Below are 20,881 nucleotides of genomic sequence, written 5' to 3'. Positions count from 1 at the left end.
AAAACTCCATTAAATCTATAGGCCGATTTGTTTTATTAAGGCTAGTATTTGGGCAAAATTATTGGGTAGGCAAAACCATTATTTAGAGTCATCTTGGTCGATAGTGAGTGAGTAAAGACCTTTTACTGGCCAACAAAATCGGAAACTCGCGCCTCCTAACGAACTGGCATCAACGGAAATACTCCCCTGATAAGCCAATGCAATGGAGTGAACGATTGCCAGGCCCAATCCACAGCCCCCGGTTGCGCGATCCCGGCTAGGGTCCAGCCGGACAAAAGGCTCAAATACTCGGGCGCGTTCTTCTAATGGAATCCCCGGCCCGTCATCTTCAACTTGTAAGCAAGCATTATCGCCATCAAACCACAGCCCAATTCGCAGCCGTTGGGTCGAATAGCGCAGGGCATTATTGACCAAATTATCCAATACTCGCTCCATCAGACGTAAGTCAACTGCGCCGAAATCGCCACGATGAGGAATATCGAGTTCTATTTCGCGCTCACTATGAATCAAGCGCATATCCATAACTTTTGCCGTGAGCCAGGCCGGTAAGTCGATAGGTTCCAGATTGAGTGAGACTTGCGGGCGATCCAGCCGAGCATAGGTCAGCAGTTCGTCAATCAATGCTTCCAACTGGCCAATATCGCGACTCAAAGCCAGTTGCTCACTTTCAGTCAGGTTGTCACTCATGGCTAACCGATAGCGCAAACGAACCAGTGGGGTGCGCAGCTCGTGAGCAATTCCATCAATAAGCAGTTTCTTGCTGACAATCAAGGTGCTGATGTTGTCAGCCATTTGGTTAAATGCGACACCTAAGCGGCTTAAACTTGAAGTGGGGTCAAAATGCGTGCGCTCGTCCAGGTGGCCCGACCCTAGCCGCTGGGCGGCATTCTCCAATTTAAGCAAATCTTTCCAATGGGGGCGCATCCAAAGAAATACCGGTAGAGCCAAAGAGAGGCCAATCAGGATAAGTAAGGCCAAATCAAGCAGCCGCATTTGATGCAAATAAAATAAATAAGGGACTGGGCCAACAGCAAGGACATAGCGGCTGCGGGGGATTCGTTGCAGGAAAGTATATTCATCATCCAAAGCAATGATTTCACCGGCTCGTAGGCGTTTATTCAAGCGCTCACCGAGATTCCGTTTATCGAGAGGTTCGATATGTAATTGAAATGAGAGATTTAAATCTAAAGTGGCAATGGTTTTATTCCAATCTTTCAGTGGAATTTCCCGCAGCTCACTGCGCATCAATGAAAGCGAGCTTTTCATCAAGTCATCTAATGACTGGCGACCAGCACGTTCCGCTGTCACTTTATAAACCAGCCCAACCAACATCGCCATCACCATAAAGCAGACGAACAGTAATAAGAAAAACTGAATAAATAGCTTCCTCATTGCTGCACAGACTCCCAGGCATTCGGGGCGAACAGGTAACCTTTATTGCGGACGGTTTTGATTCTAAAAGGTTCGAGGGCATTGTCGTAAAGTTTGCGGCGCAAGCGCGATATCGCAACATCGATACTGCGGTCCATCCCGTCATAGCTGACACCACGTAAATTCTTCAATAATGCTTCCCGGTCCATGATAATCCCGGCATGGGTTGCCAGTTCCCACAGCAAGTCAAAATCTGAAGTCGATAAAGTAATTTCTTCATCACTAAGATTAACTTGTCGATTAACAGGATCAATGCAGAGCAGACCGAAGTGAATTGCATTATACCCAGTGAGTGGCGGGCTGATGGTTTCTTTGGTTTGTTGTTGATTATGCTGGCGTAAATGCAAACGTAACCGCGCCAACAATACTGCCGGGGGCGTTGTTTTCAGGATATAATCATTCGCACCCATCTCCAGGGAAAGGATATGGTTCATATCACTGTCAAGTGAGGTCAACAGTACGATAGGGCCTTCATAGCTTGGTCGCAGGTCACGGCACAGCGTCATCCCATCTTTCCCTGGCAGCATGATATCGAGCAACACTAGGTCAGGTTGTTGCTGTTCAATAACGGCTTGTGCAGTATCGCCTCGTGGTTCAACAAACACATCAATATCATGTTTGCCAAGGTAAGCTGCAATCAGTTTTCCGACCTCCGGGTCGTCTTCTACAAAAACAATATTGGTCATGTTTTTCAGTTTATAAAAGTGCCGGAATTCAGCATAGCGCGCTGTTGGTAGCAATACTATGCACGTTACTTGATTATTAATGCCAATGAATTATCAATGCCAATGACTGATCGGTAGACAACGGGCAAAGCATTTCATTATATTAACTGGAGTGATTGTATCGTCATCTCTATTTATACCCGTCATACTTCAAGCTGCATGTGTGTTGGCTACGTTCAATTACCCGAATCACTTACAACACAGTAAGCTCATCGGGATTCTCTCTCTTGCCGCCTTCCTGCAACTCGAATTATTTAGGGTATTATAGTTGGGTCTATCGTTTATATATCAATACTTATGGTTAATGAATAGCTGTATCAATCAGCTAAGGACTGAGGGATGAGTGGCGAACACACTGGTGTGCCAGCGCACAATGAAAAAGTCTGCTTCGATTACACGGAATTTTTAGCGGTTTCTTGCAAAAAACGATGGAGTTTTATTGATGCTATTTATGGTGTCATGCCGATTTTTGGTATGGTGGTAAAGTCGCAAACTGCATCGGAAAAAACGCCTCAGGAGCGGCTGACTGCTTTAGCGCTACAGGTATTATCGACCCAACTTAGCGATGAAACGAATATTATTCGATTAATTCGTCTCGCTGAACAGCAGGGGATAACTGTATTGGAGATCCAATTACCTTACTCTCTGGAAACCGCACAACTCAATGAAATAAAACAAAAATTCCCACTTTCGATGCGGTTAAGTCAGATGGGCGAATGCTTATCGGTGGACATATCGGGAGAATAAATCGTCTTGGTAGATGATGAGGATGAGTTTATCTGCAACCAATACTCAAATGGACAGCCAGTGTCACTGGCGTGCCCATTGTCGAGTGTTTCCAACTTAATGCATTACCATCCAGGTTGCTGGAATGGTCGCAATCAGCACCAGGCCAATCGCCGCGCGTTCCACTGTATTAAGTAGCCGAAGACCTTCATGCCCTTTACGTGCATAAATAAACACCAGTAAACCGGGGGCATACAATAGGGCGGATAACAGCAGATACAGCAAGCCAGCCGCATAAATCAGCCACAAACCATACAAACAGGCGCCACTGGCGGCAATAATCAATCGCCAGTCCTGACGTTTCAGGGCCACTTTAAATAAGAATGCACCCACCAAAAAATAGGGCACTAAAATCATCTCTGATGCAATGGTCAGCAAGGTGTTGTAGTTACTGCCCGTCAGCCAGATAAGAATCAGCGCCACTTGCACGGCACAGTTAGTCAGCCATAGTGATTTCGCGGGTGCATTGTGTTTATTCTGATGTCGGAATATTTTAGGGAATGCACCATGTTTGGCCGCCACCATAGGGACTTCTGCGGCCATAATGGTCCAGCTAAGATAAGCGCCGCACACCGAAATAATCAGTCCGGTGGCAATAATCACTTCCCCCCAAGGGCCAATCATCTCTACCATAATGCCCGCCATTGATGGGTTCCGCATGCCCGCTAATTCAGCGCGCGGTACTACCCCAAGGGACAATAAGGTTATTAGCAGATAAACACATAAAGCTGAGATAACCGCCAGCATTGTCGCCCGGCCAACATCTTTTTTATTGCGCGCTCTGGCAGAAACAACAACAGCGCCTTCCACCCCAATAAAGACCCATAATGTGATGAGCATCGTGTCTTTCACTTGCTGCCAAACCGGGGTGTGTAGGGCAATACCAGTAAAATCAACGCTAAAGGTATCGAGGCTGAAAGCCATGCCGGCTAAAACAATAAACCCGCCGATGGGCAACAGTTTTGCCAGTGTCGCGGCCAGGTTGATACTGGCTGCGGTTTGAACACCACGCAATACCAATGCATGAACCATCCACAACAGGAAAGATGCACCCAAGAGCGCCTGCCAGGTATTCCCCTCACCAAAGATAATGCTGCCAGACTTATCGGTAAAAAAGCTCAATGCGGCAAAAACAATCACCAAATAAGAGACATTGGCAATGACGGCGCACAACCAGTAACCCCACGCGGAGAAAAAGCCAATAAGATCACCAAAGCCTTCTTTGGCATAGGTGAATATTCCACCATCCAGATCAGGGCGCAGACGCGTTAACAGTAGCATGGCAAAAGCCAAAAAAACGATCCCCACCCCGGTAATACCCCAGCCAATGAGTAAGGCCGCTGGGCTGGCAACTTCAGCCATATTTTGTGGCAAGCTGAAGACACCTGCACCCAGCATTGAACTGAGAACCAGCGCGGTGAGCGCCGTCAGGCCGAGTTTTCTTTCCAATTATAAATCCTGGTTTTTAGAGTATTAATGAATGGTTAATGGCTTGTAAGTAGCATTATATGAGGCTAACTTATCAATGTTTGACAGATAATAGCCCTATAATTTTCGGGCGATTTTACGGAGTGGGAGGCGATCATGCAATGATTGGTTATGCGATTTGGGCAAAAAATTATTCAGTCGGAATTCATCAGGCAAATCGCCCCCGCTGACAGATAAAAAAAGGGCAGCCAATGGCTACCCTTATGATTACGATTGCAGCAAACTTATTTAAACAAGTCAGCGCTAACACTCAGGTTACCACCACTTTGGTTCTGCCACTGGCGAGTAACATGATAATACTTCGCCCCTTTAGCCGCTGCGCGCTTAGCGACTTCATGGGAAACGTCGGTCATGCTGTTGTAGTGACCGCTGAAGGTAATTGAGTCAAACGGCACCATCTGCGCGGCAGTGGTGTTGTTTAATTCTTGAATTTGAGTGCCGTCATTAAGCGTGACAGTGTAACGCTTACCTGTGGATGATTGCGTTTCAAAGAAACGGCCCACATCAGCACTTGGTGTACCTGAAGAAGCAACGCCTGGAATTTCTACATTCGCAGCCGCAGCACCACCAGCAGCCAGTGCTGCGCGGCCAGCATCTGAATCGGCGGGGATCACATCAGGGCTTTGCACGGTACGTTTGGCAGCATCTTCTTTATAAACATACGCCGTGACGAACTGGTTGCCACCTTGGTTAGCATCAACCTGGCGCACGATGAAGAAAGAGTAAGCACCTTTCTCTTTTGCTGCTTTGGAAATAGCATCGTTAATATCTGGCTGGCTGCGGAAGAAACCACTGACAGAGACGGTATCGTAAGGTTGTAAACTGTAGGCTTCTGTTTTTGGTAATTCTTTGATGCCATTAAAAATACGATACTGAGTCTCTTTGCTCACTTCCTCAGCATCTTTATGATAAACATCGGCCGTTACACGCCAGTTGCCACCATTGCCATTGCTGTTGAGATCTTGAATATAGAACGAATCAGCGCCCAATTTATCAGCACGACGGGATACAGCATCGGCGGCTTCATTAATTGCATTAAATCTGCCGGTAATAGTAATACGATCAAATGGTTTAATGGCTGCTGCTTGCTCTGGTGTGAGTTCTTTTGCCGCATGTGCAGCAGAAAGCGCCGAGAGTGATAGCAATGCCGACGCGATGATCGTGTATTTCAGCTTCATAAAAAATCCTTTCGCCTTGCGCATTAACGTTGATACATGCGGAACAATTGATGTGTAACAGAATAGCAGATGATTATTACATGTAATAATGGCGGGTGTCTCCGCAATTTATATGACTAAATAATTTATATGACTAAATATATGAATTCCGGAGTTAGGCCTGCTAGCACTTTACATGAAGAATAGAGATAAGCTTTACGAATAATGGCTTTAACGTCATAAACACGGATTATTTACATTTTTCCAACCTGATGCCGCGCCATCACTGGGCTGCCTTATTATACTAATGCTTATTATTTTGGCTCAAACTTGCAGGACAAGCCGCTAGTAAATATTATTTTTATAGTGAATTATACAGAGTTCTTTCCGCCTGCCAGTTTTAGTGCAAAAACTGCTGCAGAACTGCATACAGATATGGATCATAAGTCACATTTTCAGTAGGTTATAGGGAGCCGTAACTAAGCAGGTTTGTCAGTAACCAAAAGAACTGAGCATATCCGAATTAATTGGCGTTACAGGTAGGTAGCTCCCGATGCGCTGACATAAGTCAGTGATGTGAGTTAATGAGCGCCGCTAACACCCATAACTTCAATTAAGAAGGGTATGGCAATCTTCATCATTAAAGATAGGTAAAGGGAACATTATGCGTATTGGTGTACCAAGAGAGCGGTTGGCCAATGAAGCCCGTGTTGCAGCAACGCCGAAAACGGTAGAACAATTGCTGAAATTAGGTTTCACCGTGGCGATTGAAAGCGGAGCTGGTCATTTAGCCAGTTTTGACGATGCGGCGTACCAGGAAGCGGGTGCCACCATTACGGATACCACCGATGTGTGGCAATCCGACCTTATCCTCAAAGTGAATGCCCCATTTGAGGACGAAATTGCCCTGATGCGTGCGGGGAGCACCTTGGTCAGCTTTATCTGGCCAGCCCAGAACCCGGAATTACTGCAAAAATTAGCAGAGCGTCAGGTCACTGTATTGGCGATGGATTCTGTGCCGCGTATCTCGCGCGCGCAATCCATGGATGCCCTCAGCTCAATGGCTAACATTGCGGGCTATCGCGCAATCGTCGAAGCTGCTCATGAATTTGGCCGTTTCTTCACCGGGCAAATTACCGCGGCGGGTAAAGTCCCACCAGCAAAAGTAATGATTATCGGGGCCGGTGTTGCAGGGTTAGCAGCCATTGGCGCGGCAGGGAGCTTAGGGGCGATTGTCCGTGCTTTTGACACCCGTCCGGAAGTCAAAGAACAAGTCCAAAGTATGGGCGCTGAATTCCTCGAACTTGATTTTGAAGAAGAGGCGGGCAGTGGCGATGGTTACGCGAAGGTCATGTCTGAAGCGTTTATCAAAGCCGAAATGGCGCTATTTGCTGCACAAGCGGCCGAAGTGGATATCATTGTTACCACCGCATTGATTCCAGGTAAACCCGCACCGCTCTTGATAACCAAAGAAATGGTTGCGTCGATGAAGTCCGGCAGCGTGATTGTCGACTTGGCCGCGCAGACCGGCGGTAACTGTGAATTGACTGTGGCTGATAAAGTGACGGTGACCGAGAATGGCGTGAAAATCATCGGTTATACCGACTTGCCAAGCCGTTTACCGACACAGTCATCCCAGCTTTATGGTACCAACCTGGTTAACTTGCTGAAATTACTCTGCAAAGAGAAAAATGGCGAGATCGATATTGATTTCGAAGATACCGTCATCCGCGGTGTTACCGTGGTCAAAACCGGTGAAGTGACCTGGCCGGCTCCGCCTATTCAAGTTTCAGCTCAGCCTCAGGTCGCTAAAGCAGCTCCGATTGTCAAAGAAGAGACTAAACCTTCATCGCCTTGGCCTAAGTACATCATCATGGCACTGGCTATCGTACTGTTTGGTTGGTTGGCAAATGTGGCACCGAAAGAGTTTTTATCTCACTTTACGGTCTTTGCTCTGGCGTGTGTGGTTGGATATTACGTGGTGTGGAACGTCAGCCATGCGCTACATACTCCACTGATGTCAGTCACTAACGCCATCTCCGGCATTATTGTGGTGGGCGCATTGTTGCAGATTGGTCATGGCGGCTGGGTGAGTTTCTTATCCTTTATTGCCGTATTGATTGCCAGCATCAATATTTTTGGTGGCTTTACTGTCACCCAGCGCATGCTGAAAATGTTCCGTAAAAACTAGTTTTTCCTGTGAAAACTGAGTTGATATATACACTAAATAATTCGAGTTGCAGGAAGACGGCAAGCGAATGAATCCCGATGAGTTGACGCCCGTCAATGATTTGGGTGAAAGAGAGTAGCCAACGCACATGCAGCTTGAAGTATGACAGGTATAACACCATGACTTATAAGAATGAAGGGGTAACTGATGTCTAGTGGTCTCGTTACAGCTGCGTACATAGTTGCTGCGATTTTATTTATTTTCAGTTTGGCTGGGCTGTCGCGCCACGAAACATCCAAACAAGGTAACACTTTCGGTGTGACCGGTATGGCCATCGCACTTATCGCGACCATTCTGGGGCCAGATTCAGGGAATGTTGCCTGGATTATCATTGCCATGGTGATTGGTGGGGCAATTGGTATTTATCTGGCGAAGAAAGTCGAAATGACCGAAATGCCGGAACTGGTGGCTATTCTGCACAGTTTCGTGGGTCTGGCGGCGGTTCTGGTTGGCTTTAATAGCTATCTGGATCATGGCACCGTGGTCATGGATGCGGTGATGGTGAATATCCATCTGACCGAAGTGTTCTTGGGGATCTTTATCGGGGCGGTAACATTTACCGGTTCAATTGTTGCCTTTGGTAAGTTACGCGGGATTATCTCATCCAAACCGCTGATGCTGCCACAACGGCATAAGTTAAATCTGGTGGCGCTGGTTGTTTCATTCCTGCTGATGATTATGTTCGTCAAGACAGATAGCGTGGCCCTACAAGTGGTCGCACTGCTATTGATGACCGTGATTGCTTTGGGCTTCGGTTGGCATCTGGTGGCATCCATCGGTGGTGCTGATATGCCGGTTGTGGTTTCGATGCTGAACTCCTACTCCGGTTGGGCCGCAGCGGCCGCAGGCTTCATGCTCAGCAATGACTTGCTGATTGTGACCGGTGCGTTAGTGGGTTCTTCCGGTGCCATCCTGTCGTACATCATGTGTAAAGCGATGAATCGTTCGTTCATTAGCGTGATTGCCGGTGGCTTTGGTACCGATGGATCTTCTACCGGTGATGCTGAAGAAATGGGTGAATACCGTGAAACTAACGCGGAAGAAGTGGCTGAGCTGCTGAAAAATGCTAGCTCTGTCATCATCACTCCTGGATATGGTATGGCGGTGGCACAGGCACAATATCCGGTGGCTGACATTACAGCAAAACTGCAAGCTCGGGGGATCAAAGTACGTTTTGGTATTCACCCAGTAGCAGGGCGCTTACCAGGCCATATGAATGTGTTATTGGCTGAAGCCAAAGTACCTTACGATGTGGTGTTGGAAATGGATGAAATCAATGATGATTTCCCAAGCACTGACGTCGTGCTGGTTATTGGTGCTAACGACACGGTAAACCCTGCCGCACTTGAAGATCCTCGCAGCCCAATTGCAGGTATGCCAGTGTTGGAAGTGTGGAAAGCGCAAAATGTTATTGCCTTTAAACGGTCAATGAACACCGGCTATGCGGGCGTACAAAATCCATTGTTCTTCAAAGACAATACTCAAATGTTATTTGGCGATGCCAAAGACAGCGTAGAAGCCATTTTACGCGCGTTGTAATGGCGCAGTAGTCTTTGATTAAGGGCCACCTCGGTGGCCCTTTTCTTTGGATTTAATCAGAATAGCGCGTGAGAAAGGGAGTTATTCGACATCATTTTGATCTTCATTGCTTTCCACCGGGCAAGTAAAACCTTCCGGTTTAATCGCTAATAAATCACATTTAAGATGATCGATCACATGTTCTGTGGTATTCCCGATAAAGGCGGCAGATAGCCCTGTACGCCCCAAAGTACCTAAAACCACCACCCCAGCGCGTAAATGTTCAGCGAGGTCAGGAATCACCTCTTCGGGCAAACCTTTTTCTACATGAGTGAATTTTTCATCAATACCAAACTGCTGGCGCAGTGCTTTCATTGCGACCAAATGCTGACCGCGAATAGCATCGTTATAAACACTCGGATCAAAATCAGGTAACTCGATGGCGATATTAATCGGAGTGACCGGATAGGCGCTAATCAAGTGCACTTGAGTTTGGTTGAGATTTTCAGCAAGTTCTCGGGTTTCTTTCACTAAACGTAAATTGAGTGGGTCATGCAGCGGGTCTTCACTTGAGAGGTTGACGGCCACCAGTGCCGTGCCACCCTCCGGCCAAGGTTGGTCTTTTACCATCCACACCGGGCAGGGACATTTGCGCAATAAATGCCAGTCAGTCGGGGTGAAGATAATAGACTCTAGGCGGTCATGCTGATGTGCCATTTTTAGCAATAAATCGTGTTTAAATTTCAGGACTTCCTGAATAATGGCTTCGTAGGGCCGATTGTGCCATACCACTTTGATTTCAATCGGTATCCCTTCATCAAGATAAAATCGGCACTGCTCGTTTATCCAAGCTGAGCGTTGGCTGATAACCCCTTTGCGCATAGCGGTGCGCTCATCGGGTGACAGCAGGGTGGTCATGTCATAAGACAAGTCATAAATAGCTAAAAATGCTTTGATTGTGCCGCCGTTGCGCCGCACAAGATAGACTGCACGTCTTAATGCAGGTTGATCATCCTGATTGGGGTCAATAGCAACCAGAATATTCTGATACTTTGCCATAGAGTCTCCTTACAACCGTGAATTAACAGTATGTTAGTTAAAGAGTAAACCATGAAAGTGAAAGAGGACAGGTGAGAGAACGAACCAGAGCAATAATATATCAATCAGCTTTAGAGTTGTAGGTGTATTGGTTGCCCTTAATCCTCCGAATCACTGACGGGAGTATGCTCGCCGGATTTATGAGCCTCCTCCTTGAGACTCACTCTGCATATTGAAACCTGGTGGGTATGGAAATTACAGACTAGGTCTTGGGTTACCCGCCAGCTTAGCCAGTGCTTCGGTATTCTCGATAGTTATATATTTACCTTTCACACTCAGAATATCGCTTTTCTGGAAACGGCCCAACAAACGGCTGATAGTTTCTACCGTCAGACCCAAATAGTTGCCGATGTCACCACGAGTCATGGTGAGACGGAATTCACGTGGTGAGAAACCGCGCTGAGCAAAACGGCGAGAGAGATTATAAATAAAGGCCGCCAGACGCTCTTCTGCATTCTTTTTAGAAAGCAGTAAAATCATGTCTTGATCACCTTTGATCTCACCACTCATTAGACGCATCATCTGTTGGCGCAAATTTGGCATTTTGCCGGATAAGTCATCCAGTGTATCAAATGGGATTTCGCAAACCATTGATGTTTCGAGGGCTTGCGCAAAGCTTGGATGCTGTAGGTTACTGATGGCATCAAAACCGACTAAATCGCCCGCCAAATGGAAACCGGTAATTTGCTCATCACCTTCTTCGGTAATGGTGTAACTTTTGATGGTCCCGGAACGGATGGCATACAGTGATTTAAGCTCATCACCTGCTTTAAACAGCGCCTGTCCTTTCTGAATAGGTTTTTTTCTTTCAATGATATTGTCGAGCTGATCCAGCTCGTTTTCATTCAAAGTAAATGGAATACAGAGCTGGCTGATACTGCAATCCTGACAATGGATTGCACAACCACCAGACTGAATACGTCGGATTACGCGTTTTTCCGGGATCATAGGGTATTCCCAATAATATTGATATGCGTCAATTTTAACATCTTTTCTTGCGTCTGATAAGAGCAAGAATAGTTAGCGTACTAAAAGATAGCCCTCATGCATTAATAGCCAGCGTTTTCGCTCGACACCACCGGCATAGCCAGTCAATGCACCTTGCTGCCCAATGACTCTATGGCAAGGGACAACAATTGAAATGGGATTCAAGCCATTAGCCATCCCTACAGCCCGCGAAGCTGTGGGGCGGTTAATGCGTTTTGCTAATTCGCCATAAGTAATGGTTTCACCACAAGGGATTTTACGCAGTTGTTCCCAAACCTGGCGCTGAAAGTCAGTACCGGCTGTTTTTACGGGTAAATTATCTATAATACTCAGCTCACCAGCAAAATAGCGCTGCATGCTGTCACTTAACCCACCGGGATTCCGTTTTTCCACTAGGGTAAAGGTATTGGTGCCGTAATGATTGCGTAGCAGTTTCATCAGGCGCTCATAATGATCCGTCCAATCAATGGCGCGTAGCCGGTTTTCTTCGTCTGCAATTAACAACAGTTCACCCTGTGGGGTTGCCATCCGATCAATTAAAAACGTTTCCATAGTTCTCCACGACTTTGCTACCACGGGTTAAGTACAAATAAATATTTACTGAAGATTATTACATGAAAAATAACATCAATAGATGACTATCAGGAACGAAAAGTAAAAACCTGCTGTTATTGCGGGGCTAATCGCATAAACCATAAAGTTTAAGTATAAGGTCGGGGTGTGCGAAGTAAGGATAAGCCGCTAGGATAAAAGTCTGTTATTTACGAAATCCATTCATATCAGGTATTCAATTCATGTCCAATGTCACTTTGATTCCTTTATTACGTGATGGCGAACCTCCGGCTGCGGCCATTGAACGCCCAGAGAGCCGTTCACCTTTTATCTTGCTGGCAGACCATGCCGGGCAGCGTATTCCCGCCCAACTTGGGGATTTGGGGTTACCCGCCGGGGAGATTGACCGCCATATTGGTTGGGATATTGGCTCATTGGCTACCGCGCAATTACTTAGCCAATATTTGGATGCAACATTGATTCATCAGCGTTACTCGCGCTTAGTGATTGATTGTAACCGCACGCCGGGTATCGCCAGCTCTATTCCTGAAATTTCGGAAAACACGCGGATACCACGCAATATTGGTGTCACGGTAGAAGAGGCTCAAGCCCGTCGAAATGAGGTATTCCAGCCTTATCATGACTTAATTACACAGACACTTAATCAGCGCCATGATTGCGGCCAGAGCAGTGTCATTATTTCCATGCATAGCTTTACCCCGTCGTTTAAAAACATTTCACGCCCGTGGCAAGTTGGAACTTTATTTAACCGTAATCCTGAGTTTTCTTTGCAGTTAGTGGCATTTTTACAGCAAGATGGCTCCTTAAATGTCGGAGTTAACCAACCTTATGCCATGACAGATGCAACCGATTTCACTTTGCCATTTCATGCGGAACAGCGCCATTTACCTTATGTAGGAATAGAGATTCGTCAGGATCTTATCACTCAACCCGATGGGCAGGAACAGTGGGCAAAGCGCCTGGCGAGATTGTTACCGCAAGTCTTATCCGCCTATAACCATTCAAAATAGGCCGCGCTCTATTTATTAACCCAAGAAATATCTGCTTTGCGTTAATTATTTTCTGAGTTTATGACTGGCCACTATTAATTGGTTATTATCGGTGGCTATAGTTATTTTTAATTCATCACTAATTCATTTATCACACAATAGTAAGGTTGAAAATCTCGTGGAATCCAAACCTGCGCGTATCCTGATCAGTGCCTGCTTGATGGGGAAACCTGTCCGTTATAACGGCAGCGCTCTGTCTGTTCATGATGAAATTATTCAGCGCTGGCAGGATGAAGGGCGACTGGTGCTAATTTGTCCAGAATTAGCCGCAGGAATGCCGGTGCCACGCCCACCAGCAGAAATTCAGCAAGGTAATGGCGAGTCGGTATTACAGGGGCAGGCGCGGGTGATTGAGCAATGGGGTAATGATGTCAGCCGGGAATTTCTGCAAGGGGCTTATCAATCCTTGGAATTGGCTCAAAAACATCAGTGCACATTGGCCATTCTGACTGAAGGTAGCCCATCTTGTGGTAGTAGCCGTATCTATGATGGCCATTTTAATGGTACTCAACGCGCAGGACAGGGAGTGACAACAGCTTTACTGCGTCGTCACGGGATCAAGGTATTCAGTCATCTTCAACTTGAACAAGCAGATGATTTTTTGCGAAACAGTTCGCAAATCAAGGTTAAAAACTAATCAAATGTCATTAAATCCCGCTATACTGTATGAATGTACAGTTATGGCGTGAGTTCGTATCTTTAGTCACTTAGTTTTTATTAAAACCATTGAGTCGAGGTAGCGATATGACATTCAAGATAGTCGAAAAAGAATCGAAAAAGATTGTGGGTATCCGAGTTGTTGGGCCTTATCACGAGACCATCCCGAAAGGATTTGACCAACTATCATCACTTTATACCCAGCACCAAATTCCAGGAAAAGATTGGTTAGCACTTTACTGGGATAACCCAGAAACCAATCCACCGGCTGAGTTACGGGCTGATGTATCCTTATCTGTCGCTGATGACTATGTCTTACCAGTAGAACTTCGCGGCCAGTTGGAGTTACAGGTGATCCCCTCAGGTCTATATGCGGTGTATCACACCCGAGTAACGGATGATGATGATGGTTATGCTAAAGCTTGGGGAGAATTGTATCACCAGCATTTACCACAAAGTGGCTATCACCCAGCCGAGGGCGCTTGTTATGAGGTTTACCTCAATGACGGCAGAAGTGACGGCTATTTTGATATCGATATCTATCAATCCGTTGAAAAAGACTAATAAATTAGCGTTGTAGCCGAGCTGGCTAGCTCGGCTGCTTATGGTGTCAGCAGCATCGCCTTTCAAGGAGATATTATTGTCAGGAAAATGCTTTCAGGAATACTTGGTTCAGCCAGTCACTGAAAATACGCACCCGTGGTGACAATTGTCGATTACGTGGATACAGAAAAGAAACCGGCATGGGGGGCGGGGCATATTCTGGGAGAATATCAATCAGTGTTCCGGCACGTAAGTCTGATTCGATGTGATAACGTGGTACCTGAATGATCCCTAATGCCAGCCGTGCGGCAGCCACAAAACTTTCTGCGCCACTAACGGATAGAACCGCCGGTAATTTCACATTTTGAACTTTCATATCTTGAACTTCAGCTGATAAATAGGGCTGTAGCCGTTGATATGAAAGCTCTTTCCTGGCGGAGGGCTGAGATTGTGTGCTGATACAAAATTCTAATGGCATTAATCCGCCAGTCGCACTGGAACGAAACCCTACCATTTGATGCCCGGCTAACTCATTAGGTGTGAGTGGTGTTCCATGTTGTTGCAAATAGCGCGGTGCAGCACAAGTTACCTGTGGTAGCAGTGCCACGCGGCGGGCCACCATATCACTATCTTGCAAATTACCGACACGCAATACGCCGTCAAAGCCTTCACGAATCAAATCAACTAGCCTATCTCCTTCGCTGATAAATAATTCGATATCGGGATATTGTGCTATAAAATCAGGTAGTTGTGGTAATACAAAATGGCGAGCCAAGGTGCCTTGTACATCGATTCTCAGTAAGCCCCGTGGCTTAGCATTAGCAAACGCCATTTCAGCATCTTCTATATCAGCAATAATTTGCAGGCAGCGCTGGTAGTAAGCTTCCCCATCCAGTGTCGGACTGACATGCCGGGTAGTGCGTTGCAATAAGCGGACATTTAAGCGTTTTTCAAGCTGCTTAACTGCATCCGTCACACTAGATCGAGGTAAATTTAAGTCTTGTGCGGTTTGGGTAAAACTGCGCTGTTCCACTACTCTGATAAACACGCGCATTGCATCAATTCTGTCCATACTATTGTTCGGCTTTCTCGGATAGTGTTAACGAATAATAGGTGATTATCCGAATAAGTAAAAGTGGCATGCTCTGTGTACCGGTTTCCGTGGGTGCAGTTCTTGAGAACATGGCTTGAGAACTAACTGCCCATAAACGAGTACAAATAATGAAATACATATTCAGGAGAATATTATGATGAAAACTACTCAGCAGGTCGCCATTGTCACAGGAGCATCACGAGGTATTGGTGCAGCAATAGCCGAGCGTTTAGCTCAGGAGGGTTACACCGTTCTCATCAATTATTCTCGAGCTGATGAGGAAGCCGAAGCTTTAGTGCGTAAAATCCAACAAGCGGGCGGAAATGCATTGAGTGCTAAAGGGGATATCAGTGATTCCGCCGCTGTAGTTCAATTGTTTGCTAAAGCAGAAGCCGCTTTTGGTGGCGTTGATGTTTTGGTCAATAATGCCGGAATTATGTCACTCAGTACGATTGCCGATAGTGATGATGAACACTTTGACCGCCAGATTGCAATTAATCTGAAAGGGAGCTTTAACGGGATGCGGGAAGCCGCAAAACGCCTTAGAGACGGTGGGCGAATTGTTAATTTTTCAACCAGTGTGGTGGGTTTAAAGTTGGAAAAGTATGCTGTTTATGCTGCGACCAAAGCCGCGGTTGAAACAATGACGGCAATCCTGGCGAAAGAGTTGCGGGGCCGCAATATTACCGTCAATGCCGTGGCTCCGGGGCCTACCGCAACTGACCTTTTTCTTAATGGGAAATCGGAAGAACTTATTGAAAAAATGGCAAAAATGGCACCATTGGAAAGGCTGGGTACACCAGAAGATATTGCTGCGGCAGTAGCATTTTTGGTGGGTAAAGACGGTGGTTGGATTAATGGGCAAGTGCTGCGCGCTAACGGTGGCCTGATTTAGCGCCATTTTGTGGAATGGTGGCGACAGAACAGGGGGATGGCTCTGAAAGATAAGGGATAATAATCAATCGTGGTTTTTATAAAAGCATTGATTGTTATAAATACGTGGATTGCCATAAAAACGTTGATTGTCATAAAAGCGTCATTCGCCTGTTCTAGTATCCGTTGTAACCAATCAATACAAATTGTATGACTGTTTTACAACAAGGAACTCTACTGATGCAGAACCGCGTATCCACTTTGTCCGGCATAGCGCTATCGACCCTGATGCTGAGCAGCTCTCTGTTCGCACCCAATGCTGTTGCGGTCGCCACCGGTTTATATGACCGCAGCGCCCACGGTGATATCACCCAGTTTGGTGGCGCTCGCCGTTTGACAGAAGATCAAACTCAGGCTCTTCGTGATTCGTTGTCTAACAAAACAGTAAAAAATGTCATTTTACTGATTGGCGATGGGATGGGAGACTCAGAGATTACTTCGGCGCGTAACTATGCCATGGGCGCGGGCGGTTTCTTTAAAGGAATTGATGCATTGCCGCTGACCGGGCAGTACACGCACTATTCATTAGATAAAAAAACGCAGAAACCTGATTATGTGACTGACTCAGCAGCTTCAGCTACCGCATGGTCGTCAGGTGTGAAAACCTATAATGGCGCACTGGGTGTTGATGTGTTTGGGAAAGACCATGTCACCCTATTGGAACTGGCTAAAAAAGCAGGTAAAGCCACCGGCAATGTTTCAACGGCTGAACTGCAAGATGCAACTCCCGCGGCACAATTTGCTCATGTCACCGGCCGGAAATGTTATGGCCCGGAAGAAACTAGCGAAAAATGCAGCACCAATGCGCTAGAAAATGGCGGCCGTGGCTCCATTACTGAGCAAATGATTGAAGGGCGCGCCGATGTTACATTGGGCGGCGGTTCTAAATCATTCAGCCAACTCGCTAAAGCGGGTGAATGGAAAGACAAATCTTTGCGTGACCAAGCTCTGGCTCGCGGCTATGTGATTGTCGAAAATCTTGATGACCTGAATGCAATCAAACAGGCCGACCAACAAAAACCGCTGTTGGGACTCTTCAGCCCAGGCAATATGCCGGTTCGCTGGCAGGGGCCAAAAGCCTCTTATCACGGTAATATAGATAAACCGCCAGTGGTTTGTGAAAACAATGCCGAACGAACTACAGGGACACCGACCTTAGCCGTGATGACGGAAAAGGCTATCGATTTGCTGAAAACCAATAAAAATGGCTTCTTCTTGCAAGTTGAAGGGGCATCAATTGATAAACAAGATCACGCGGCTAACCCTTGTGGCCAGTTTGGTGAAACTGTCGATCTGGACGAAGCGGTTCAAAAAGCGTTGGAATTTGCCCGCGCTGATGGCAATACATTGGTCATCGTGACCGCAGATCATGCCCATTCCAGCCAAATCATTGAAGCTGATGCTAAAGCTCCGGGTTTGACACAGGCATTAACCACCAAAGACGGCGCGGTAATGGCTATCAGCTATGGTAACTCTGAAGATGATTCTCAAGGCCATACTGGCACACAATTACGCATCGCCGCTTACGGCCCACATGCGGCAAATGTTGTTGGTCTAACCGACCAAACAGATTTGTTCTTTACCATGCGCGATGCGATGGCCCTTAAATAAATACCGGCCTATTGGTAGCAGATCCCAGTGCAGTAATGGCTGGGATTTTTCTTTTCTGTCATATGCCCATCGTATTTTTAACCCGTTTTTTAACCGCTATTTGTAGTATGGCGTTTATCAATAGAGAAAACGTGGATGGTTTGATTAAAAAACAAACCAGAAACATTCAATTCCATTATCTGAACACAAATTACCCGCCACCTAACCTTATTATTTAATTTATTCTAACCAGACACGAGACAAACTGAAATCATGGGAGTTTATCCTGCGGTTACAGAGTCTTTACTAGCTGATTGCATAATGAACTGGCATAATTGATTTATTGAAAGTTTTATCATGCTGTTGTGCCAGGCAAGCTGTTATTAACATAAAATATTGATTTATTATTTAACCGATAAATTCGACTTAAGTTAAATTTATCGGTTATCTCTATGGTTTTTTGCTGCATTTTTTGGTTAAAAAGAATTTTTTATTAAAAATTGCCATTAAAGGCAGAATAAAAATTATTATTTTAGGATAGGGGCATATAAATCATCGTGACGAAAAAAAAGTCTACCGGTACTGGCTGGGTTATCCTACTGATAGTCGTTTTGGGGCTGATCACCGGTATCCCGAGAGAGGCGTGGATTGCACTGAGTGCGGCTATCTTATGCCTGTATTTTGTCTGGCAAAATATCCGTAAGACTAAGACGCATGCGGGCCAACCGGGTAAACCTAATAGGCAAGAGATTGCGGTGATACCGGATCTGGGCAATTATCAAATGGCCCCGTCACAGTTGGAACCAGAACAAACTACTGCACCCGATGAGCTGAACAAGAAGCCCTCCGCTGAACCTAAAGTAAAACAACCCGACATCTCACGGGGTTCTCTAGCCCGTGCATCCTGGTTGCGTCCTGGTGAACTGGCCGTGGTTGCAGGAATAAATTTACCTGATGGTATGGTTTACATTGGTAATAAATACAAAAGTAACCGTACTGGTGCAGAACCCGCCTTTATTAATCCATCAATGGATGTTGCGCCAGAAGAAATAGATATTTCATTACCTCTGATTGATAGTGCACCTGATTATTCGACCTGCTCACCAGAGGCGCGAAAAGGGTATTTACAATGGTTATCAGAGGGCCGTAAATCACCCAACGCAGATATTAGCTATGTTTTCTTATTTTTCTATGGACTAGAACATAGAATACTCATTGATGCTGCTATAGATCCGATAGCAAAAAAAGAACTGCCCATTCTTGAATCTGAACTTAATCGCTTGCTAAATATTTACGGGAAAAATAACGCATTCAATCATTATGCGCAGAACTTATTAGTTTATATCACCAGGGTAAATATAGATGAGAAACTCTATCTTTCTGCCCCTCCGGCAACCCGCGAAGTTTCAACTGAACTGCCACTGGCATTATTAGTTGGATTGGGGCAATTAGCTCTTGACCAGAAACCCTTGCCGGTTGAGTGGGCGCTCGCGTGGGGGGAAGCCGACCCCGCGATTAACCAAAATATCTCAATGGCACATTGTGCAGATATTTTTGCCACATTGTTCCGCCAGCGCTACCAAGAACAATATGGCGATGGATTTTTATTACCCGTTAATAAAACAAAATTACAAATATTCTATCGTCCAGCATCTACGGGCTTAATGGGGCAAGAATTCTTTCGGCAAATTACTGATCTACCCAATGTTGCTGTGTGCAAATCTCATCGCGATAAACTGCGAGCAATCTTTGAGATATGTCAGCAGGAACTTGATATTTACAATCGTTTTGCCAGCATCAACCCGAAGAAAAAAATGTCATTAGAAGGGCAGTTATTAATGCCCGTGGCGTTATGGTCTGTGGCATTAAAAACCGAATTAGAGAATATCAAAACCCGAGTGGGTTATGGTTTGCTAATGGTCACTTTGGGTGAGTTGTTTCTTCAACTCAGTACCGCCTGTGGCACCAAACCACCAGAGCGCCTGTCGCGCAGCCATGTAATGGCATTAACTTACGCATTAGCTTCTTTGCAAGTGGGTATCGAACCTGATGTCAGAGCGGATAATCGCACACCGGTATTGCAGGACACTGTTGCACTGTTTCCTATTGAATCGCTGGTTACAGAATCGACCACCTTTGATGCCTATCGCGTCACTATGCTTACCGTTGAATTGGCTTGTGCTGCGGTGATGTTTGATGGCCGAATCGGCGAACCTGAATCCATAATATTGACCCGGCACATTGATGCATGGGGCTTTCTTAGCCCCGGCCAACGTATGCGCTTAAAAGCCTACCTGCAACCGGGTATACGAAAAAATAACACATTGTTGGCTCTGAAGAATAATATGGAACCACTCTCGTTGGAAAATCGTCGTGTTATTGCGCGTTTCCTCGCACACCTGCTGCAAGTTGAAGGGACAATTACACCTCAAGAAGTGAAGTTTCTTGAGCGGGTATACCAACGTTTTGCGCTGGACAGTAAATGGGTTTATGCCGATTTGGATAGCCGTGCAACCCCAATGACATTGAGTTTACCGTCGGCGGCTGTTGAAGTGGTGACAGATACCGACCGTGTGAACCTGCTGAAAAAAGAAAGCCAAGAATTAGCCAAATTATTGAAGGATTTGTTTATCACGGCCAGTGTCGCGGCAGCGACTACGGCAGATATTAATCCGCAATCTCTGGCAGCCATCACCGCTCATTTACCTGATAGCATTGCGACATTCTTGAAATTACTGATTTCACGTGATTCTTGGGATCGTGAGAAATTAGTGGATATCACTGCGGATATGGAAGTTAAACTTGATGACGCTTTGATTGAAATTAACCGGAAAATATTAGCCGCGTTTGATGCCCCGTTAATCACCGGTGATGTCACTATTACCATCAACCGTGATATATCAGCGGCACTCCTTATTTGAAAGAAAAAGGATGTGTTAGGGGGGTGGCGTAACTTGAGCTGGGCCTCAATACTCGCTACCATAGCGCGCCTAATAATGCCAAATGTCAGAGAGATAATCGTG

The 20,881-nt window shown here is 46.0% G+C and carries 17 protein-coding genes; 9 read left to right on the top strand and 8 right to left on the bottom strand.

Annotated features, from left to right (window positions below; genetic code table 11):
• Positions 1–78: 78 nt before the first annotated feature.
• The gene (gene rstB, locus OP863_RS10280) at positions 79–1,392 is read right to left on the bottom strand and encodes a two-component system sensor histidine kinase RstB (protein WP_145588964.1); all 1,314 of its coding nucleotides are present in this window, start codon (positions 1,390–1,392) and stop codon (positions 79–81) included.
• Positions 1,389–2,117 carry a two-component system response regulator RstA gene (gene rstA / locus OP863_RS10275; RefSeq protein ID WP_038632783.1) on the bottom strand — a complete coding sequence of 243 codons (729 nt, stop codon included), beginning with the start codon at positions 2,115–2,117 and terminating at the stop codon, positions 1,389–1,391. Before rstA ends, rstB begins: the two co-directional genes overlap by 4 nt.
• Positions 2,118–2,495: 378 nt before the next feature.
• Here rstA and OP863_RS10270 point away from each other — a divergent pair, with 378 nt between their 5' ends.
• Entirely contained in the window at positions 2,496–2,903 is a 408-nt protein-coding gene (locus OP863_RS10270) for a hypothetical protein (protein ID WP_145591282.1), read from the top strand.
• A 96-nt stretch (positions 2,904–2,999) separates the two neighbouring features.
• Here OP863_RS10270 and OP863_RS10265 read toward each other — a convergent pair whose 3' ends face one another.
• Together OP863_RS10265 and ydgH are read right to left on the bottom strand one after the other, a co-directional pair.
• Positions 3,000–4,391 (bottom strand): amino acid permease, encoded by a 1,392-nt coding sequence (locus tag OP863_RS10265; RefSeq protein ID WP_145591283.1) that lies wholly within the window; start codon positions 4,389–4,391, stop codon positions 3,000–3,002.
• A gap of 263 nt (positions 4,392–4,654) precedes the next feature.
• Positions 4,655–5,608: a DUF1471 family protein YdgH gene (gene ydgH / locus OP863_RS10260; protein ID WP_038632789.1), complete on the bottom strand. Its 954-nt coding sequence runs from the start codon at positions 5,606–5,608 to the stop codon at positions 4,655–4,657.
• Positions 5,609–6,251: 643 nt separating this feature from the next.
• Here ydgH and pntA point away from each other — a divergent pair.
• Both pntA and pntB read left to right on the top strand, forming a co-directional pair.
• Positions 6,252–7,778 carry a Re/Si-specific NAD(P)(+) transhydrogenase subunit alpha gene (pntA, locus tag OP863_RS10255; protein WP_038632793.1) on the top strand — a complete coding sequence of 509 codons (1,527 nt, stop codon included), beginning with the start codon at positions 6,252–6,254 and terminating at the stop codon, positions 7,776–7,778.
• A 186-nt stretch (positions 7,779–7,964) separates the two neighbouring features.
• Entirely contained in the window at positions 7,965–9,356 is a 1,392-nt protein-coding gene (pntB, locus tag OP863_RS10250; protein ID WP_038632795.1) for a Re/Si-specific NAD(P)(+) transhydrogenase subunit beta, read from the top strand.
• Positions 9,357–9,437: 81 nt separating this feature from the next.
• Here pntB and uspE read toward each other — a convergent pair whose 3' ends face one another.
• From uspE to ogt, 3 genes are all read right to left on the bottom strand, one after another.
• Complete coding sequence (gene uspE / locus OP863_RS10245; protein WP_038632798.1) at positions 9,438–10,394, bottom strand: universal stress protein UspE; 957 nt, start codon at positions 10,392–10,394, stop codon at positions 9,438–9,440.
• 234 nt (positions 10,395–10,628) lie between these two features.
• Positions 10,629–11,381: an FNR family transcription factor gene (locus OP863_RS10240; protein ID WP_004390269.1), complete on the bottom strand. Its 753-nt coding sequence runs from the start codon at positions 11,379–11,381 to the stop codon at positions 10,629–10,631.
• A 72-nt stretch (positions 11,382–11,453) separates the two neighbouring features.
• Positions 11,454–11,972, bottom strand: a complete 519-nt coding sequence (gene ogt, locus OP863_RS10235) for a methylated-DNA--[protein]-cysteine S-methyltransferase (RefSeq protein ID WP_038632801.1) — start codon at positions 11,970–11,972, stop codon at positions 11,454–11,456.
• Between the two features lie 242 nt (positions 11,973–12,214).
• On the opposite strand from ogt, the gene OP863_RS10230 reads away from it, so the two are divergent.
• The 3 genes from OP863_RS10230 to sbmC all read left to right on the top strand — a co-directional run bounded on the left by OP863_RS10230 (position 12,215) and on the right by sbmC (position 14,263).
• A complete protein-coding gene (locus tag OP863_RS10230; RefSeq protein ID WP_038632802.1) occupies positions 12,215–13,003 on the top strand; it encodes an N-formylglutamate amidohydrolase in 789 nt (262 codons plus the stop codon).
• Between the two features lie 157 nt (positions 13,004–13,160).
• The gene (locus tag OP863_RS10225) at positions 13,161–13,679 is read left to right on the top strand and encodes a DUF523 domain-containing protein (protein ID WP_265525224.1); all 519 of its coding nucleotides are present in this window, start codon (positions 13,161–13,163) and stop codon (positions 13,677–13,679) included.
• Positions 13,680–13,786: 107 nt separating this feature from the next.
• A complete protein-coding gene (gene sbmC / locus OP863_RS10220; protein WP_038632804.1) occupies positions 13,787–14,263 on the top strand; it encodes a DNA gyrase inhibitor SbmC in 477 nt (158 codons plus the stop codon).
• A 79-nt stretch (positions 14,264–14,342) separates the two neighbouring features.
• On the opposite strand, the gene OP863_RS10215 is transcribed toward sbmC, so the two are convergent.
• Positions 14,343–15,314 carry a LysR family transcriptional regulator gene (locus OP863_RS10215; protein ID WP_265525223.1) on the bottom strand — a complete coding sequence of 324 codons (972 nt, stop codon included), beginning with the start codon at positions 15,312–15,314 and terminating at the stop codon, positions 14,343–14,345.
• Positions 15,315–15,489: 175 nt separating this feature from the next.
• Between OP863_RS10215 and OP863_RS10210 the strand changes: the two genes are divergently transcribed.
• From OP863_RS10210 to OP863_RS10200, 3 genes are all read left to right on the top strand, one after another.
• On the top strand, positions 15,490–16,230 hold the full coding sequence (locus tag OP863_RS10210; RefSeq protein WP_265525222.1) for an SDR family oxidoreductase: 741 nt from the start codon (positions 15,490–15,492) through the stop codon (positions 16,228–16,230).
• A gap of 218 nt (positions 16,231–16,448) precedes the next feature.
• Positions 16,449–17,879, top strand: coding sequence for an alkaline phosphatase (gene phoA, locus OP863_RS10205; RefSeq protein ID WP_145588971.1), 1,431 nt, complete (start codon positions 16,449–16,451; stop codon positions 17,877–17,879).
• A gap of 536 nt (positions 17,880–18,415) precedes the next feature.
• Entirely contained in the window at positions 18,416–20,779 is a 2,364-nt protein-coding gene (locus OP863_RS10200; protein WP_145588972.1) for a TerB N-terminal domain-containing protein, read from the top strand.
• Positions 20,780–20,881: the final 102 nt, after the last annotated feature.

This window comes from Yersinia sp. SCPM-O-B-9106 (C-191), assembly GCF_026183365.1.
Classification (GTDB): Bacteria; Pseudomonadota; Gammaproteobacteria; order Enterobacterales; family Enterobacteriaceae; genus Yersinia; species Yersinia rochesterensis.
Note: the sequence above shows the minus strand (reverse complement) of the source record. Positions and strands in the feature narration are given on the sequence as shown.

Coding starts and splice junctions, on each gene's coding strand:
- rstA (WP_038632783.1), bottom strand. CDS start 2,117: ATGACCAATATTGTTTTTGTAGAAGACGACCCGGAGGTCGGAAAACTG.
- OP863_RS10215 (WP_265525223.1), bottom strand. CDS start 15,314: ATGGACAGAATTGATGCAATGCGCGTGTTTATCAGAGTAGTGGAACAG.
- phoA (WP_145588971.1), top strand. CDS start 16,449: ATGCAGAACCGCGTATCCACTTTGTCCGGCATAGCGCTATCGACCCTG.
- OP863_RS10230 (WP_038632802.1), top strand. CDS start 12,215: ATGTCCAATGTCACTTTGATTCCTTTATTACGTGATGGCGAACCTCCG.
- rstB (WP_145588964.1), bottom strand. CDS start 1,392: ATGAGGAAGCTATTTATTCAGTTTTTCTTATTACTGTTCGTCTGCTTT.
- ydgH (WP_038632789.1), bottom strand. CDS start 5,608: ATGAAGCTGAAATACACGATCATCGCGTCGGCATTGCTATCACTCTCG.
- sbmC (WP_038632804.1), top strand. CDS start 13,787: ATGACATTCAAGATAGTCGAAAAAGAATCGAAAAAGATTGTGGGTATC.
- uspE (WP_038632798.1), bottom strand. CDS start 10,394: ATGGCAAAGTATCAGAATATTCTGGTTGCTATTGACCCCAATCAGGAT.
- ogt (WP_038632801.1), bottom strand. CDS start 11,972: ATGGAAACGTTTTTAATTGATCGGATGGCAACCCCACAGGGTGAACTG.
- pntA (WP_038632793.1), top strand. CDS start 6,252: ATGCGTATTGGTGTACCAAGAGAGCGGTTGGCCAATGAAGCCCGTGTT.
- OP863_RS10210 (WP_265525222.1), top strand. CDS start 15,490: ATGATGAAAACTACTCAGCAGGTCGCCATTGTCACAGGAGCATCACGA.
- pntB (WP_038632795.1), top strand. CDS start 7,965: ATGTCTAGTGGTCTCGTTACAGCTGCGTACATAGTTGCTGCGATTTTA.
- OP863_RS10270 (WP_145591282.1), top strand. CDS start 2,496: ATGAGTGGCGAACACACTGGTGTGCCAGCGCACAATGAAAAAGTCTGC.
- OP863_RS10240 (WP_004390269.1), bottom strand. CDS start 11,381: ATGATCCCGGAAAAACGCGTAATCCGACGTATTCAGTCTGGTGGTTGT.